This window comes from Geodermatophilus amargosae (assembly GCF_041028265.1).
Classification (GTDB): Bacteria; Actinomycetota; Actinomycetes; order Mycobacteriales; family Geodermatophilaceae; genus Geodermatophilus; species Geodermatophilus amargosae_A.
Window position 1 is genome coordinate 18133 of record NZ_JABGCW010000012.1, and the last position, 14430, is coordinate 32562.

General features: G+C 75.5%; 13 protein-coding genes. 11 read left to right on the forward strand and 2 right to left on the reverse strand.

The window, feature by feature from the left end; genetic code table 11:
• Positions 1 to 106: 106 nt before the first annotated feature.
• Positions 107 to 748: a response regulator transcription factor gene (locus tag HLV61_RS15845; RefSeq protein ID WP_369257094.1), complete on the reverse strand. Its 642-nt coding sequence runs from the start codon at positions 746 to 748 to the stop codon at positions 107 to 109.
• Positions 749 to 1232: 484 nt separating this feature from the next.
• On the reverse strand, positions 1233 to 1898 hold the full coding sequence (locus HLV61_RS15850; protein ID WP_369257096.1) for a LuxR C-terminal-related transcriptional regulator: 666 nt from the start codon (positions 1896 to 1898) through the stop codon (positions 1233 to 1235).
• 475 nt (positions 1899 to 2373) lie between these two features.
• On the opposite strand from HLV61_RS15850, the gene HLV61_RS15855 reads away from it, so the two are divergent.
• The 11 genes from HLV61_RS15855 to HLV61_RS15905 are packed head-to-tail and all read left to right on the forward strand — an operon-like array spanning position 2374 to position 14353.
• Positions 2374 to 2700 carry a TcmI family type II polyketide cyclase gene (locus HLV61_RS15855; RefSeq protein ID WP_369257097.1) on the forward strand — a complete coding sequence of 109 codons (327 nt, stop codon included), beginning with the start codon at positions 2374 to 2376 and terminating at the stop codon, positions 2698 to 2700.
• Complete coding sequence (locus tag HLV61_RS15860; protein WP_369257099.1) at positions 2697 to 4445, forward strand: acetyl-CoA carboxylase carboxyltransferase subunit alpha; 1749 nt, start codon at positions 2697 to 2699, stop codon at positions 4443 to 4445. The genes HLV61_RS15855 and HLV61_RS15860 overlap by 4 nt, the downstream gene beginning before the upstream one ends.
• The gene (accB, locus tag HLV61_RS15865) at positions 4432 to 4968 is read left to right on the forward strand and encodes an acetyl-CoA carboxylase biotin carboxyl carrier protein (protein WP_369257101.1); all 537 of its coding nucleotides are present in this window, start codon (positions 4432 to 4434) and stop codon (positions 4966 to 4968) included. The genes HLV61_RS15860 and accB overlap by 14 nt, the downstream gene beginning before the upstream one ends.
• Entirely contained in the window at positions 4965 to 6713 is a 1749-nt protein-coding gene (locus HLV61_RS15870; RefSeq protein ID WP_369257103.1) for an acetyl-CoA carboxylase biotin carboxylase subunit, read from the forward strand. The genes accB and HLV61_RS15870 overlap by 4 nt, the downstream gene beginning before the upstream one ends.
• A 23-nt stretch (positions 6714 to 6736) precedes the next feature.
• Positions 6737 to 7237, forward strand: coding sequence for an SRPBCC family protein (locus HLV61_RS15875; RefSeq protein ID WP_369257105.1), 501 nt, complete (start codon positions 6737 to 6739; stop codon positions 7235 to 7237).
• Complete coding sequence (locus HLV61_RS15880) at positions 7234 to 8262, forward strand: ACP S-malonyltransferase (protein WP_369257107.1); 1029 nt, start codon at positions 7234 to 7236, stop codon at positions 8260 to 8262. Before HLV61_RS15875 ends, HLV61_RS15880 begins: the two co-directional genes overlap by 4 nt.
• An 8-nt stretch (positions 8263 to 8270) precedes the next feature.
• The gene (locus tag HLV61_RS15885) at positions 8271 to 8696 is read left to right on the forward strand and encodes a cupin domain-containing protein (protein WP_369257109.1); all 426 of its coding nucleotides are present in this window, start codon (positions 8271 to 8273) and stop codon (positions 8694 to 8696) included.
• Positions 8696 to 9988, forward strand: coding sequence for a beta-ketoacyl-[acyl-carrier-protein] synthase family protein (locus HLV61_RS15890; RefSeq protein WP_369257110.1), 1293 nt, complete (start codon positions 8696 to 8698; stop codon positions 9986 to 9988). The genes HLV61_RS15885 and HLV61_RS15890 overlap by 1 nt, the downstream gene beginning before the upstream one ends.
• Positions 9985 to 11229, forward strand: a complete 1245-nt coding sequence (locus HLV61_RS15895; RefSeq protein WP_369257112.1) for a beta-ketoacyl synthase N-terminal-like domain-containing protein — start codon at positions 9985 to 9987, stop codon at positions 11227 to 11229. The genes HLV61_RS15890 and HLV61_RS15895 overlap by 4 nt, the downstream gene beginning before the upstream one ends.
• Complete coding sequence (locus HLV61_RS15900) at positions 11226 to 11549, forward strand: antibiotic biosynthesis monooxygenase family protein (RefSeq protein ID WP_369257114.1); 324 nt, start codon at positions 11226 to 11228, stop codon at positions 11547 to 11549. The genes HLV61_RS15895 and HLV61_RS15900 overlap by 4 nt, the downstream gene beginning before the upstream one ends.
• Positions 11546 to 14353, forward strand: coding sequence for an FAD-dependent monooxygenase (locus HLV61_RS15905; protein WP_369257116.1), 2808 nt, complete (start codon positions 11546 to 11548; stop codon positions 14351 to 14353). The genes HLV61_RS15900 and HLV61_RS15905 overlap by 4 nt, the downstream gene beginning before the upstream one ends.
• Positions 14354 to 14430: the final 77 nt, after the last annotated feature.

Consider the following 14430-nt stretch of genomic DNA (forward strand, 5'->3'; position numbering starts at 1 on the left):
GCTGATCAGCGTCAGCCCGCCGGCCGGGTCGGTCAGGAACGGCCGGCACCATCGCCCTCCCCGGCCGCCGCCGCGGCGATCCCGCCTCGGGCGGTGAGGTCCTCGCTCAGGCCGCCGGCGAGCGGTCGCGGTTGACGAGGATGGCGACCTGGGTCCGGCTGCGGACGCCCAGCCGCCGCATCGAGGCGGTGAGGTGGCTCTTCACGGTCGCGAGGCTCAGGAACAGCCGCCGGGCGATCTCCTCGTTGCTCAGCCCCTGCGCCACCAGCTCGGCGACCTCCCGCTGCCGGTCGGTGAGCCGGTCGAGCACCCGGTCGGGGACCTCCGTCGCAGCCGCGGGGTCGGTCAGGTAGCGCACCAGCTGGTTGGTGGTCGACGAGTCGATGGCCGGCTCGTGCCGGGCCAGTGCGCGGACGGCCTCGACCAGCCGGGACGCGGCCGAGCACCGGGGCAGGTAGCCCTGCACCCCGGCGCGCAGGACCTGCACGAGCTCGGGGCCGCCCTCCTCGCGCGGCTCGGCGAGCACGAGGACCGCGGTCCCGCGGCCGCAGAGTTCGCGCAGCACGGGGAGCATGGGTCCCTGGACGAGGCCCTGACGGGCGACGACCACCTGCGTGGTCACCTCCTCGACGGCCGCCAGGGCTCCGGGCAGCGTCTCCCTCTCGGCGACGACGGCGATGTCCGGCTCGGCCTCGAGGACCTCCCGCAGCCCGAGCCGGAAGACCTCCCGGTCCTCGCAGAGCAGCACCCGGACGAGGCTGGACGGCGGCCGGATGGCGAGCGGGTGCGCGGGGCGCGGCAGGGAGCGCGGGCGGGGCGGGGCCCAGCGACCCGGGCCCGGCACGCCGGGTCCCGGACCCGTCGGCCGCCGCGGACGCGGCGGCACGGGACCCTGGCCCCTCAGCACGTCGTCGGAGCTCATGTCCATCCCCCTGTCCGGTTCGTCGACGGGTCCGGGGCCGGGATCTCCGGCCGGGGGGGACCCGTCCGTCTCGGCGGACGCGTCGAACGGTAGCGCACAACCGGCTGGCCCTGACAGGAAATCTGCACCGTCCTCACAGGTCACGTCCAGGTTCGCGTGCGCCAGGGCACGTCTCCGGCCCGCCACTCCCGCCGGGCCGGAACGCAGCGTGGCGGACCGCCTACGCGACAGCAGCGCCTCGACCGACAGCAGCGCCTCGACCGACAGCAGCGCCTCGACCGACAGCAGCGCCTCGACCGTGGACAGCGCCTCACCCGCCGACGGGGCCGGCCTCCCAGCCCGAACCGGATCGGGCCCTGCGGTTCACGTGGATGGCCAGCTGCGTCCGGTCGCGCAGCCCGAGCCGCCGGAGAGCGACCGTGATGTGGCCCTTGACGGTGGCGCGGCTGACCTCCAGCCGGGCAGCGATCTCCGCGTTGGTCAGCCCCTCGGCGACCAGGGCCGACACGGCCTGCTGCCGCGCGGTCAGCGGGTTGCGCCCGGGTCCGTCGTCGGCCGCGGCGGCGGCCCGCGCGCCGTCGAGGTGGTGCAACAGCTCGCCGGTGACGGCGGCGTCGAGGAGGGTCTCCCCGCGCACCACGGCCCGCACCCCCTCGACCAGGCGGTCGCAGCTGACGGTCGTGTAGACGTAGCCGCGCGCGCCGGCGCGGAGGGCCTCCACCAGGTCGCCCCCGTTCCCGGCCTCACCCAGCAGGACGACCCGGGTCCCGGTCGCGGTCAGCGCCCGCACCAGCTCGATCATCGCCGAGCCGTGGGTGCCCAGACCGAGCAGGGTGACGTCGGGGCGCAGCTCGGTCGCCAACTCCAGCGCCCGGTCCGCGTCGGCCGCCTCGGCGACCACGGCGAGGTCGGGCGCCCAGCGGAGGACCGCGCGCAGGCCGTGCCGCAGGACCTCGTGGTCGTCGCAGATGAGCACCCGGGCCGGGGGACCGGCTCGCCGGGGCGCGTCCCGCGGTCGCGGGACGGACCCCTCCGGCTCGCCACCCATGCGTCATCTCCGCTCAGGTCCGACGCCCCGCGCCGTTGATCCAGGACCCGGAAGTTAGCGACGGCCGGTCACCCCCCGCCACCGGTCCGCGACGCGGCGAGCGCGATCGGCCGCCGGATTCATACCCGGGTCGTGGTCTACCGGTCCGGAAGGACGGGATCACCCCACCCCCGGGGTGCTGGATCTGAGGACGCGCCACCCCCTCCTGCCGGTGCCCGTCCCGGTGACCAGGCGACCCCTCCTGGGGGCTGGCCTGGGGAATCAGACCCGTGGCGGTGTCCGGCGGCACCGTCCCCGCCATAGCGTCGCCGGGCATCGGTCCCCGGCCGGCCGGCCGGCCGCACCGGTCCCGCCGTCCATCGGCCCGCCGGCCCCGCCGGCCCACAGCGACGCTGGAGTGCCCGTGCACCAGACCATGATCATCGCGAAGATGACGCCCTCCGACGCCAGCAAGGTCGCCGAGGTCTTCGCCCGTTCCGACGCGACGTCCATGCCGTACGACATCGGGGTGCGGCGCCGCTCGCTGTTCACGTTCCACGACCTCTACGTGCACCTCATCGAGTTCGACCGCCCCGAGCACGAGGCCATGGCGGTCGCCCAGACGCTGCCGGCGTTCCGTGCCGTCAGCGAGGAGCTGCGGCCCTACATCGTCGCCTACGACCCGAACTGGAAGTCCCCGCGCGACGCCATGGCCCGCCGCTTCTACGAGTGGTCGGCGGAGCGGTCGTGACCGCGACGACCCCGGCCCGCCCCGCTGCGACGGCGGCCGGGCCGGTGGACTGGGTGAGCTGTCCCAGCTGCGGCTGGCTGCTCTACCGCAAGCGGCTGGACCGCAACCTCTCGGTCTGCCCCGAGTGCGACCACCACCTGCGCCTCGGTGCCCGTGCCCGGATCGCGCTGCTGGCCGACGACGGCAGCTTCACCGAGCACGCCTGCCCGCCGGGGCCGCTCGACCCGCTGGCCTTCACCGACCTGCGCGACTACCGCGAGCGGCTGCACGAGGCCGCCGTCCGGTCGGGCGAGACCGAGGCCGTGGTCCTGGGCACCGCCCGCATCGGCGGCGCACCGGTGGTCCTCGCCGCGATGGACTTCGCGTTCCTCGGCGGCAGCATGGGCATCGAGGTGGGCCGCCGCGTCACCGCGGCCGCCGACCTGGCGCTTCAGCACGGTCTGCCCCTGGTGACCGTCTGCGCCAGCGGCGGCGCCCGCATGCAGGAGGGCGTGTTCTCGCTGTTCCAGATGGCGCGGGTCAGCCACGCCTACGCCCGGCTGCACGAGGCGGGCCTGCTCTCGATCTGCGTGCTCACCGACCCCACGTACGGCGGGGTGTCGGCGTCCTTCGCCACCCTCGCCGCCGTCCTCGTCGGCGAGCGGGGCGCGCACGTCGGCTTCGCCGGTCCACGGGTGGTGCAGGAGACCATCCGGGCCGAGCTGCCCAGCGACTTCCAGACGGCGGAGTTCCTCCTGGCCCACGGCCTGGTCGACCGGGTCGAGAGCCGCGCGGAGCTGCGCCCGCTGCTCGTCCGGCTGCTCGCTCTGCACGGTCCCCAGGAGCAACCCGCGACCCCGCCCCGGGCGCCGCTGGTGCCCCCGGCGGCCGAGCCGGACGCCGCCGAGCCGGACCTGGACGCCTGGGACGTCGTGCAGCGGGCACGGGTCACCGGCCGGCCGACGACGCTGGACTACCTGCACACCGCCTTCGACGACTTCGTCGAGCTGCACGGCGACCGCGCGTTCGCCGACGACCCCGCCGTCGTGGGCGGGGTGGCCGTGCTCGACGGTCGCCGGGTCGTGGTGATCGGCCAGGAGAAGGGCCACACCGTCCGCGAGCGGGTGGCCCGCAACTTCGGGATGCCGCACCCCGAGGGCTACCGCAAGGCGATGCGTCTCATGGCGCACGCCGAGACCTTCGGCCTGCCGGTGGTCACGCTCGTCGACACCCCCGGTGCGCACCCCGGCCCGGCGGCGGAGGAGCGCGGCCAGGCGCACGCGATCGCCGAGATCATCATGCGCAGCAGCCGGCTGCGGGTGCCCGTCGTCGCGGTGCTCACCGGCGAGGGCGGCAGCGGCGGCGCGCTGGCGCTGTGCACCTCCGACCGGCTGCTGGTCCTGGAGAACGCCTACCTGTCGGTGATCAGCCCGGAGGGGTGCGCGGCGATCCTCTGGCGGACGGCGACCGCGGCACCCACCGCCGCCCGCGCCATGCGGCTGGGGGCGGCCCACCTGCGGGCCAGCGGCATCGCCACCTCGGTGGTGCCCGAGCCGCCCGGCGGCGCGGACGCCGACCCGGCCGCGGCCGCCGCCCTGCTGCGCGCCGCCGTGGTGCGCGAGCTGGACGAGCTCGGCCGGCTCGACGTCGCCGCCCTGCTCGACTCCCGCAGCGCGCGGCTGGCACGCATCGGCGGCGACGGTGACCGGCCGCTGCGCGTCGTCGCGCCCGTCCCCGGGGGAGGTGCCGGGGATGCGGCCCGCTGAGCTGTCGTCGCGGTCGGGATCGGGGGAGGACGACGTGCAGGCGGACGAGGACCGCAGCCTGCGGGACGAGGTCGTGGACCTGGCCCGCGCGCTGCCCGGACCGCTGCGCCGGCTGACCGTCCGCAGCGGGGACCGCGCGGTCGAGGTCGAGTGGGCGACCGGCACCGCTCCGGCGGCCGCCCCGGTGCCGGTGCCCGGCGGGCTGCAGGCGGTGGCCTCCCCCTCCGCCGCGGCCCCCGAGCCGGAGGAGGAGCCCGAGGTCCCGGAGGGCACGGTCGCCGTCCGCGCGCCGCTGGTGGGCACCTTCTACGCCGCGCCCTCGCCCGGTGCCGAGCCGTTCGTGCGGGTCGGCGACGAGGTGGAGGCCGGTCAGACGCTCGGGATCGTCGAGGCGATGAAGCTGATGAACCCGATCGTGGCCGACTCCGCGGGCGTGGTCGCCGAGATCCGCGCCGGCGACGCCGAGTCGGTGGAGTACGACCAGGTCCTGCTGCTGCTCCGCCCACCCGGTGGCTCGCGGTGATCGGCCGGCTGCTCATCGCCAACCGCGGCGAGATCGCCGTCCGGGTCGCCCGCGCCTGCCGGGAGCTCGGCATCGAGGTGGTCGCCGTGTACTCCACGGCCGACCGGCACTCCGCCGTCGTGGAGATGGCCGACGAGGCGGTGCACATCGGGCCGCCCGCACCGCGGTCGAGCTACCTGCACGTGCCCAACGTCGTCGAGGCGGCCCTGCGCAGCGGCGCCGACGCGGTGCACCCCGGCTACGGCTTCCTCTCCGAGGACCCCGACTTCGCCGAGATCTGCGAGGCCGAGGGCCTCACCTTCGTCGGCCCGCCGCCGCAGGTCATGCAGCAGATGGGCAACAAGGCCACCGCGCGACGGCTCATGGCCGCCGCCGGGCTGCCCCTGCTGCCCGGGGTGGTGGACCCGGTGCGCACCGCGGAGGAGGGCCTCGCCGTCGCCGCCGAGATCGGGTACCCGGTCATCATCAAGGCCGCGGCGGGCGGTGGCGGGCGCGGCATGACCGTGGTGCACGACCCCGCCGACTTCGCCGAGGCCTTCGCCACCACCCGCTCCGTCGCGCGGGCGGTGTTCCGCGACCCGACCGTCTACGTCGAGCGCTACCTGTCCGGCGCGCGGCACGTCGAGGTGCAGGTCCTCTGCGACGCCCACGGCGCCGGCCTGTACCTGGGCGAGCGGGACTGCTCGCTGCAGCGGCGGCACCAGAAGCTGCTCGAGGAGGGCCCGGCCGGGCACCTCTCGCCGGGGCAGCGGGCCGAGCTCGGCGAGCTCGCCGTCCGCGGCGCGTTGTCGGTCGGCTACACCGGCGCGGGCACCGTCGAGTTCCTCGTCGACGACGCCGGGCGGGCGTACTTCATGGAGATGAACGCCCGCATCCAGGTCGAGCACCCGGTCACCGAGATGCTCACCGGGATCGACCTGGTCCGCGAGCAGCTGCTCGTGGCCGGCGGCGAGCGCCTGCGGCTGCGGCAGGAGGACGTCGTCGTGCGGGGCGCGGTGATCGAGTGCCGGATCAACGCCGAGGACCCCGCCCGCGGGTTCGCCCCGGCCCCCGGCCACCTCGACGTGCTGCGCGTCCCCGACGGGCCCTGGACCCGCTTCGACACCGGCTACCGCCAGGGCGACGACGTCAGTCCCCACTACGACTCGCTGCTGGGCAAGCTCGTCGTCTGGGCGCCCGACCGCGAGCAGGCGGTGCGGCGGATGGACCGGGCGCTGGCCGAGCTGCGCGTCGAGGGCCCCGGCGTGCACACGACCGCGGCCCTGCACCGCGCGCTGCTACGCGACCCCGACGTCCGCGCCGACCGGCACGACGTCCAGTTCCTCGACCGCCGGCTGCCCGACCTGGTGGCCCACGCCGCGGCCATCGCCGCGTCCCGGGAGCCGGCCCTGCCCGCCGCCCGGCGCGGTCCGCTGCACCTCGTCCGGGCCGGCGACCCCGCCGACCCGGCGTCCGTCCCGCACCCCTGTCCCGAGGAGGACCACACCATGTCCGCTCCCGCGTTCACCCAGAGCGACCTCATGCAGCTGCTCACCGAGAAGACGGGCCTGCCGGCCGCGTCGCACACCAGCGACCCCGACGCGCACTTCGCCGACGTCGGCCTGGACTCCCTGGCCTTCCTGTCCATGCAGACCGAGCTGCAGGACCGCTTCGGCGTCGCGATGCCCGACGACAACCCCGACGCCTACACGTTCGGCCAGATCGTCGAGACCGTCAGCGCCGCCCAGGCCGCCCAGCCGGCCTGATCCCACCCCCGGAGGAGACCACCATGAGCAGCACCCTGGAGCCCGGCCTGACCGTCGGCCACACCGAGAACTCGATCCTCATCAACGCCGACATCGACCACGTCTGGCGCATGACCAACGACCTGCGGTCGTGGCCGGACCTGTTCACCGAGTACCGGACCGTCGAGGTGCTCGAGTCCACCGACACCTGGTTCCGCTTCCGGCTGACCATGCACCCCGACGAGTCGGGGCGGACGTGGAGCTGGGTGTCCGAGCGGACGCTCGACCCGGCCAAGCACGAGGTCCGGGCCCGCCGGGTGGAGCCCGGGCCGTTCGAGTTCATGGACATCCACTGGAGCTACGCGGTGGAGGACGGCGGCACCCGGATGCGCTGGGTGCAGGACTTCCGGATGCGGCCCGAGGCGCCCGTGGACACCGAGACGATGACCCGGCGGATCGACGCCAACAGCAAGGTCCAGATGGGGATCATCAAGGAGAAGGTCGAGGCCGCCGCGGCCGACGCGGATCCGGGAGCGGTCGGGTGACCGCGGCGCGGGGTCCCGCGGTCGTCCTGCCCGGGGAGGACGGCTCCCGCCCCGGGATGGTCGACCCCTGGCTGGCCGACCCGGTGGCCGCGGCCACCGTCACCGAGGTCGACGCCGTCGTCGGCCGCGACGTGGCCGCCTGGTGGCGGGACCCCGCGACCGCTCCCGACCCCGTCGCGGCGCACCTCGAGGTCGTCGTCACCGGGGTGGCCGGCTACCGGAGCCTGACCGCCCGCGGCCTGCACCCGGTGGCCGTCGCCGGGCACGGCGTGGGCGAGTTCGCCGCCCTCGTCGCGGCCGGTGCCCTGCAGCTCGACCAGGTCGTGGAGCTGGTGCACTGGCGCGCCGAGCTCCTCTGCCTGGCCCCGCGGCCGTCCTGCGCGGGCCTGGCCGCCGTCCTCGGTCCGGGGGCGGAGGCGGTCGCGCGGGCGGCGGTGGCGCAGGTCGACGGCGACACCCACGGCGACACCCACGCCAACGGCGACACCCACGGCGACGGCGACACCCACGGCGACGGCGACGGCCACGGCCGGCTGTGCGTGGCCGCCGTCGACGCCCCGCAGCGCACCGTCCTGGCCGGTGGCCGCACCGAGCTGGCCCGCGCGGCCGAGGTCGTGCACGCCGCCGGGCTGGAGCTGGTCCGGCTGCCCGGCCGGGCGCCCTGCCACGGGCCGCTGATGGCGTCGGTGGCCGCGCACCTGGCCACGGCGCTGGCCGACCTCGACTGGTCGGCGCCGCTGGTCCCCGTCGTCCCCAACGCCGACGGCGAGGCGACCCGGGACCCCGGGCGGCTGCGCGCGGCGCTGCGGCGGCACCTCACCGCGCCGGTGCTCTGGGAGGCCACCTCCCGGTCGCTGGCCGACGCCGGCGCGACGTCGGTCGTCGAGATCGGCGCCGTCCCGGTCCTCGGGCCGCTGGTCGCCCAGGTCCACCCGCACCTGCCCGTCTCCCTGGCCTCCGGGCCGGGCGCACCCGTCCCCACCGACGTCCCGGGCCCCGCCCTCGCGGGCTCCGTCCCCACCTGAGGAGAGACATGACGACGATCCAGCACGCGCCGGCCACGCCGACGCGCTGCGGCCCCACCGTCCACCGGGCCGACACCCCGCCCAACCGCCGCCGCGGCGGTGACATCCGGGTCCTGCTCAGCCCGGCCAGCGTGGGCTCGACCGCCGGTTTCATGGGCACGCTCACCCTGGAGCCCGGCGAGGTCGTGACCGAGCACTGGCACCCGTACTCCGAGGAGTTCCTCTACTGCCAGGAGGGTGACGTCCTCGTCACCCTCGACGGCGAGGAGCGGCGGCTGGTCGCCGAGTCCGCCGTGCACATCCCGATCGGCGTCCGCCACCGCATCGTCAACGACACGGGGACGACGGCGACGTTCGTCTTCCTCTGCGGCCCGCTCGCGCCGCGTCCCGAGCTCGGCCACGTGGACACCGAGCTGCCGCCGGGCGTGCGGTGATGCGCGAACGGAGGCGGGTCGTCGTCACGGGCATCGGGGTGGTCGCCCCGGGCTCGATGGGGCGTGAGGGCTTCTGGGACATGATCACCGAGGGGCGGACGGCGACCCGGCGGATCACCTTCTTCGACCCCGCCCGGTTCCGCTCCCAGGTCGCCGCCGAGGTCGACTTCGACGGCGTCAAGCTCGGCCTGTCCCCCCAGGAGGTGTTCCGCAACGACCGGTTCGTCCAGATGGCGATGGTCGCCGCGGACGAGGCGGTCGCCGACAGCGGGCTGCGCTTCGGGGTGGGCGACGCCGACGACGCCCCCGACCCCGACCGGGTCGGCGTCACCCTGGGCAGCGCGGTGGGCGCCACCATGCGCCTGGAGCAGGAGTACGTGTCGGTCAGCGACGGCGGCCGGCTGTGGGAGGTCGACCCGCGGTACGCCTCGCGGTTCCTCGCCTCCGCGCTGGTGCCGAGCTGCGGGGCGACCGAGCTGGCCGTCCGGTTCGGCGCCCACGGCCCGGCGACGGTGGTCTCCACCGGCTGCACGTCGGGCATCGACGCGATCGGCTACGGCGCGCAACTGGTGGAGGACGGGGACGCCGACGTCGTCGTCGCGGGAGCCAGCGACGCGCCGATCTCCCCGATCTCCATGGCCTGCTTCGACACCATCCGGGCCACCACCGACAGCAACGACGACCCGGAGCACGCCTCCAAGCCCTTCGACGCCCGCCGCAACGGCTTCGTCATGGGCGAGGGCGCGGCGGTGCTGGTGCTCGAGGAGCTCGGGCACGCCCGGCGGCGCGGCGCGACGGTCTACTGCGAGGTCACCGGCTACGCCAACCGCTGCAACGCCTTCCACATGACCGGGCTGCGGCCCGACGGCGTGGAGATGGCCGAGGCGATCGACCGGGCGCTCGCGCAGGGCCGCACGTCCCCGGACGAGGTCGGCTACGTCAACGCGCACGGCTCGGGGACCAAGCAGAACGACCGGCACGAGACGGCGGCGGTCAAGCGCAGCCTCGGCCCGGCCGCCGGCAGCGTGGCGATGAGCTCGATCAAGTCGATGGTCGGCCACTCGCTGGGCGCCATCGGGTCGATCGAGATCGCCGCGACCGCGCTGGCCGTGCAGCGCGGCGTCCTGCCGCCCACGGCCAACTACGAGGTCCCCGACCCCGAGTGCGACCTGGACTACGTGCCGAAGGTGGCGCGGGAGCAGAAGGTCGACGTCGCCATCTCGGTGGGCAGCGGCTTCGGCGGGTTCCAGTCGGCGATCGTGCTGGCCAGCCCCACGCGGAGGGAGTCGTGACCGAGTTGCTCGTGACCGGGCTCGGCGTCGTCGCCCCCACCGGCGTCGGCGTCGAGGAGCACTGGGCCTCGCTGGTGCGCGGCGAGCCGGCCATCCGGCCGGTCGAGGGCTTCGACGCGCAGCGCTACGGCATCACGCTGGCCGGCCAGGTGCGCGACTTCGTGCCGGCCGACCACGTGGCGCCGCAGCTCATGGTGCAGACCGACCGGTGGACGTGGATGTCGCTGGCCGCGGCGACGCTGGCGGCCGAGGACGCCGGCTACACCCCGCCCGAGGACGACGTCTACGCCACCTCGGTGTTCCTGGCCTCCGGGTCGGGCGGCAACGAGTTCAGCCAGCACGAGATCCAGGGGCTGTGGGCCAAGGGGCCGAAGTCGGTGGGCGCCTACCAGTCGATCGCCTGGTTCTACGCGGCCTCCACCGGCCAGGTGTCCATCCGCGACGGCTACAAGGGGCCCTCGGGCGTCGTCGTCAGCGAGGGCGCCGGCGGGCTGGACAGCATCGGCTGGGCCCGGCGGGTGGTCCGCCGCGGCACGCCGGCGGTGCTGGTCGGTGGCACGGAGGCGGGGCTGTGCCCGTACGCCCTGCTGTGCCAGGTCACCGGCGGCCGGCTGTCGACCGCCGAGCGCCCGGAGGACGCCTACAAGCCCTTCGACCGGCGGGCCAACGGCCACGTCGTCGGCGAGGGCGGGGCGATCCTGCTGCTCGAGGAGCCCGGCGCGGCCCGGGCCCGCGGCGCCCAGAAGGTGTGGGGCGAGGTCGCCGGCTACGGCGCCACGCACGACGCCCACCACCACGAGGACCCCGCGCCCGACGCCACGCAGTACGCCCGCGCCATCCGGCTCTCGCTGGCCGACGCCGGGGTCTCACCGGACGAGGTCGACCTCGTGGTGGCCGACGGCGCCGGCGTCCCGGAGCTCGACCGGCTCGAGCTCGACGCGCTGTCCGCGGTCTTCGGACAGCGGAGCGCGCCGGTGCCGGTGACCGCGCCGTCGTCGTGGACGGGGCGGCTCATGGCCGGCGGGTCGGCGCTCAACGTGGCGACGGCGCTGCTGGCGATGCGCGACGGGATCGTCCCCGGCACCGCCCACCTCGACGACCCGGTCGACGTCCCGCCCGGGGTCGACCTCGTCCGGGCCAGCCGCGTGCAGGACCTGGCCACCGTGGTCGTCCTCGCCCGGGGTGCCGGTGGCTTCAACAGCAGCCTGGTGCTGCGCCGGTACGAGGGAGGGACGTCGTGACGCCGGGGACGGTGCGGACGATCCTGCGCATGCGCACCCGCGAGGGGTGCGAGGCCGAGTTCGAGGCGGCCTGGCGCCGGGCCGCCGCCGAGATCAGCCGGGTCCCGGGCAACCGGCAGCAGGAGCTGATCCGGGACGCCGACGACCCGCGCACGTTCCTCATCACCAGCGACTGGACCGACCGGGCCGCCGTGGACGCGTTCGGCCGCAGCAGCGCCCGCGACGCGCTCACCGCGGCGCTGCGCGACCTGCGCGAGGACGCGGCCCGCAACACCTACGAGGTGCTGGCGACCGTCCCGGGCGGGCAGGAGCCGGCATGACGGCGTCCGGGGACGGCGGGCGGCCGGCGGTGCGCACGTTGCTGCGGATGCAGGCGCGGGAGGGCTGCGAGGCCGAGTTCGAGGCGGCCTGGCGCCGGGCCGCCGGCGAGATCAGCCGGGTGCGCGGCAACCTGCGCCAGGAGCTGATGCGCGACGAGGGCGACCCGCGCTGGTTCGCCATCGTCAGCGACTGGACCGACCGGGCGTCGGTGGACGCCTTCGGGCGCAGTGCCGCCCGGGAGACGCTCACCGAGGCGCTGCGCGACCTGCGGGACGACGCCACCCGCTCGACCTTCACCGTGCTGGCGACGGTGGAGGCCGAGCGGTCCCGGCCGGTGCGCATCGACTTCTCCACCAGCGTCAAGCCGGGCGAGCAGGTGGCCTTCGAGCGCGCGTACACGACGGTCGCCGAGCGGATCGGCGACTCGCGCGGGTACGTGCGCGAGGAGCTGCTGCGCGACGCCGCCGGCCTGCGCTACCACATCTTCGCGGAGTGGGAGTCCGAGGACGACTTCGTGCAGTGGGTCGAGGACCCGGTGCACATGGTGGCCGGCGCACCGCTGGCCCGGTGGCACTCGGTCGAGTTCCGCCGTGAGGTGCTCGAGATCCGCCAGCGGTCCGACGACGGCGCGGAGTTCCCGGAGCTGGTCTCCCCCGGCGGGGACGTCGAGGTCGAGCGGGTGCGCGTCGACTCCGCCGTCGTCGTCGAGCCCTGGGAGCAGGAGGCCTTCGAGCTCGCCTACCTCGCCGCCGCGCAGCTGGCCCGCAGCGCTCCCGGCCACGCCCGGGAGGAGCTGCTGCGCGAGCCCGACGGGCGGCGGTACCACGTCGTGGCCGAGTGGGAGTCCGAGCAGCGCTTCACCGACTGGGCGGCGGAGCCGGCGAACTGGGCCGGCGGGCCGCTGGGCCGGTGGCTGGCACGCGGCGAGGACCGCAGGGTCTTCGCGCTGCGCGTACGGCCGGTGCCGCCGTCGGTGGCCGCCGGGGCCGGCACGGTGCCCGAGCCCGCGCAGCAGCCGGTCCCCACTGCACCGGTCCCCGTGGGCACGGTGCCCAGCGCCAGCGTGCAGGAGTTCGTGGAGAAGCCCGACGACGGGCACGTCGCCGCACCGGCGCCGCTGCCGGCCGCCGCCGACCTCGGCGGCGCCCCGCCGGTTCCCGGTCGCGGGACCGAGGTGCTGGTCGTCGGCGCCGGTCCCGCCGGTCTGACGCACGCCATCGAGCTGTCCCGCCGCGGAATCGCCGTCCGCGTCGTGGACAAGCGGCCGCAGGCGTCGACCCAGGCCGACAAGGCCATCGGCATCCACTGCCGGACCATGGAGATCTGGGAGGAGCAGGGCGTCGTCAAGGAGGCGATGGACGCCGGGATCTGGCTGTACGGCCAGACGGTGTTCGTCAACGGCGAGCAGACCCACCAGGTCGACTGGGCCGGCCTCGACGAGCTGCCCTACGCCCACCTGGGCCTGCCGCAGTACGACACCGAGCGGATCCTCGGGGCCCGGCTGGCCTCCCAGGGCGTGGCCGTCGAGCGCGGGGTCGAGCTGGTCGGGTTCGCCCAGGACGACGAGGGCGTCACCGCGCAGCTGCGGCACGCCTCCGGCGAGCTGGAGACCACCCGTGCGCAGTACCTGGTCGGCTGCGACGGGGCGCACAGCGCCGTCCGCTCCGGGCTCGGGCTGACCTTCGAGGGCGGGCTGTCGATGTTCCCGCAGCTGTTCATGCTCGGGGACGTCGACGTCGACTGGGACCTGCCGGCCGGTCACCTGGTGCGCTTCGTGCGCATCGAGGACGACGAGTTCACCGGGATGCTCGTCTGCGTCCCGCTCAAGGGCCGCAACCGCTACCGGATCGCGACCCTGGCCCCGCAGCGGTGGCAGGAGGCCGTCGGCACCGGCGTGGTGCCGGCCGGGTTCTGGCAGGAGTACGAGCCGCCGACGCTGGCCGACATGCAGGCCGCCATCGACGACCTGGGCCCGCCCGGGACGACGGCGAGCGACCTGCGGTGGTCCTCGATCTTCCGCATCAAGCACGGCATCGTCGACCGCTACCGCGAGGGGCGGGTGTTCGTGGCCGGGGACGCCGCGCACCTGCACCCGCCGGCGGGCGGGCAGGGCATGAACACCGGGATCCAGGACGCCTGGAACCTGGGCTGGAAGCTCGCCCTCGCCGTCCGCGGACTGGCCGCCCCCGGGCTGCTCGACAGCTACGAGGCCGAACGGCGTCCCGCTGGGAAGATGATCGTCGACCGGGCCGTGTCCATCGCGTTCACCGACGAGATGGACATGGAGGACGAGAAGGCCCAGTTCCTGCTCGAGATGCAGATGACCATGAACTACGCCGGCAGCCCGCTCGTCGGCGAGGAGGCCGGGACGGTCTTCCCGGCCGGGCCGGAGCCCGGGCACCGGGCGCCGGACGTGCACGGCCTGCGGCGCTTCGGCGTCGCCCACCCGCTGCGCCTGTTCGACCTCACCCGCGGCCCGCGCTCGACGCTGCTGCTCTCCGCCGACGCCGGCGCCTCGGAGGAGCAGCTGCTCGACCTGGAGAAGCTGGCCGTGGCCGTGCGCCAGCAGAGCCGCGGCGAGGTCGACGCCTACCTGGTCGCCGCCCCGGACGTCCGGGTGCCCCTGCTCGTCGACCTGCCGGTCGTCCGCGACGCCGACCGCACCTTCGCGGCCGCCTACGGCGTCGCGGGCGCCGGGACGGCGGCCTACCTGGTCCGTCCCGACGGTCACGTCGGCTTCCGCACCCGCCCGGTCACCGAGGACGCGCTCCTCGACCACCTGGCCGGGGTCTTCGCGCAGTGACGCCGACGGCATCCCACCGACCGCCCCACCTCAGGGAGACGACATGACGCAGACCGCACCAGCAGGCTCCGGGACGT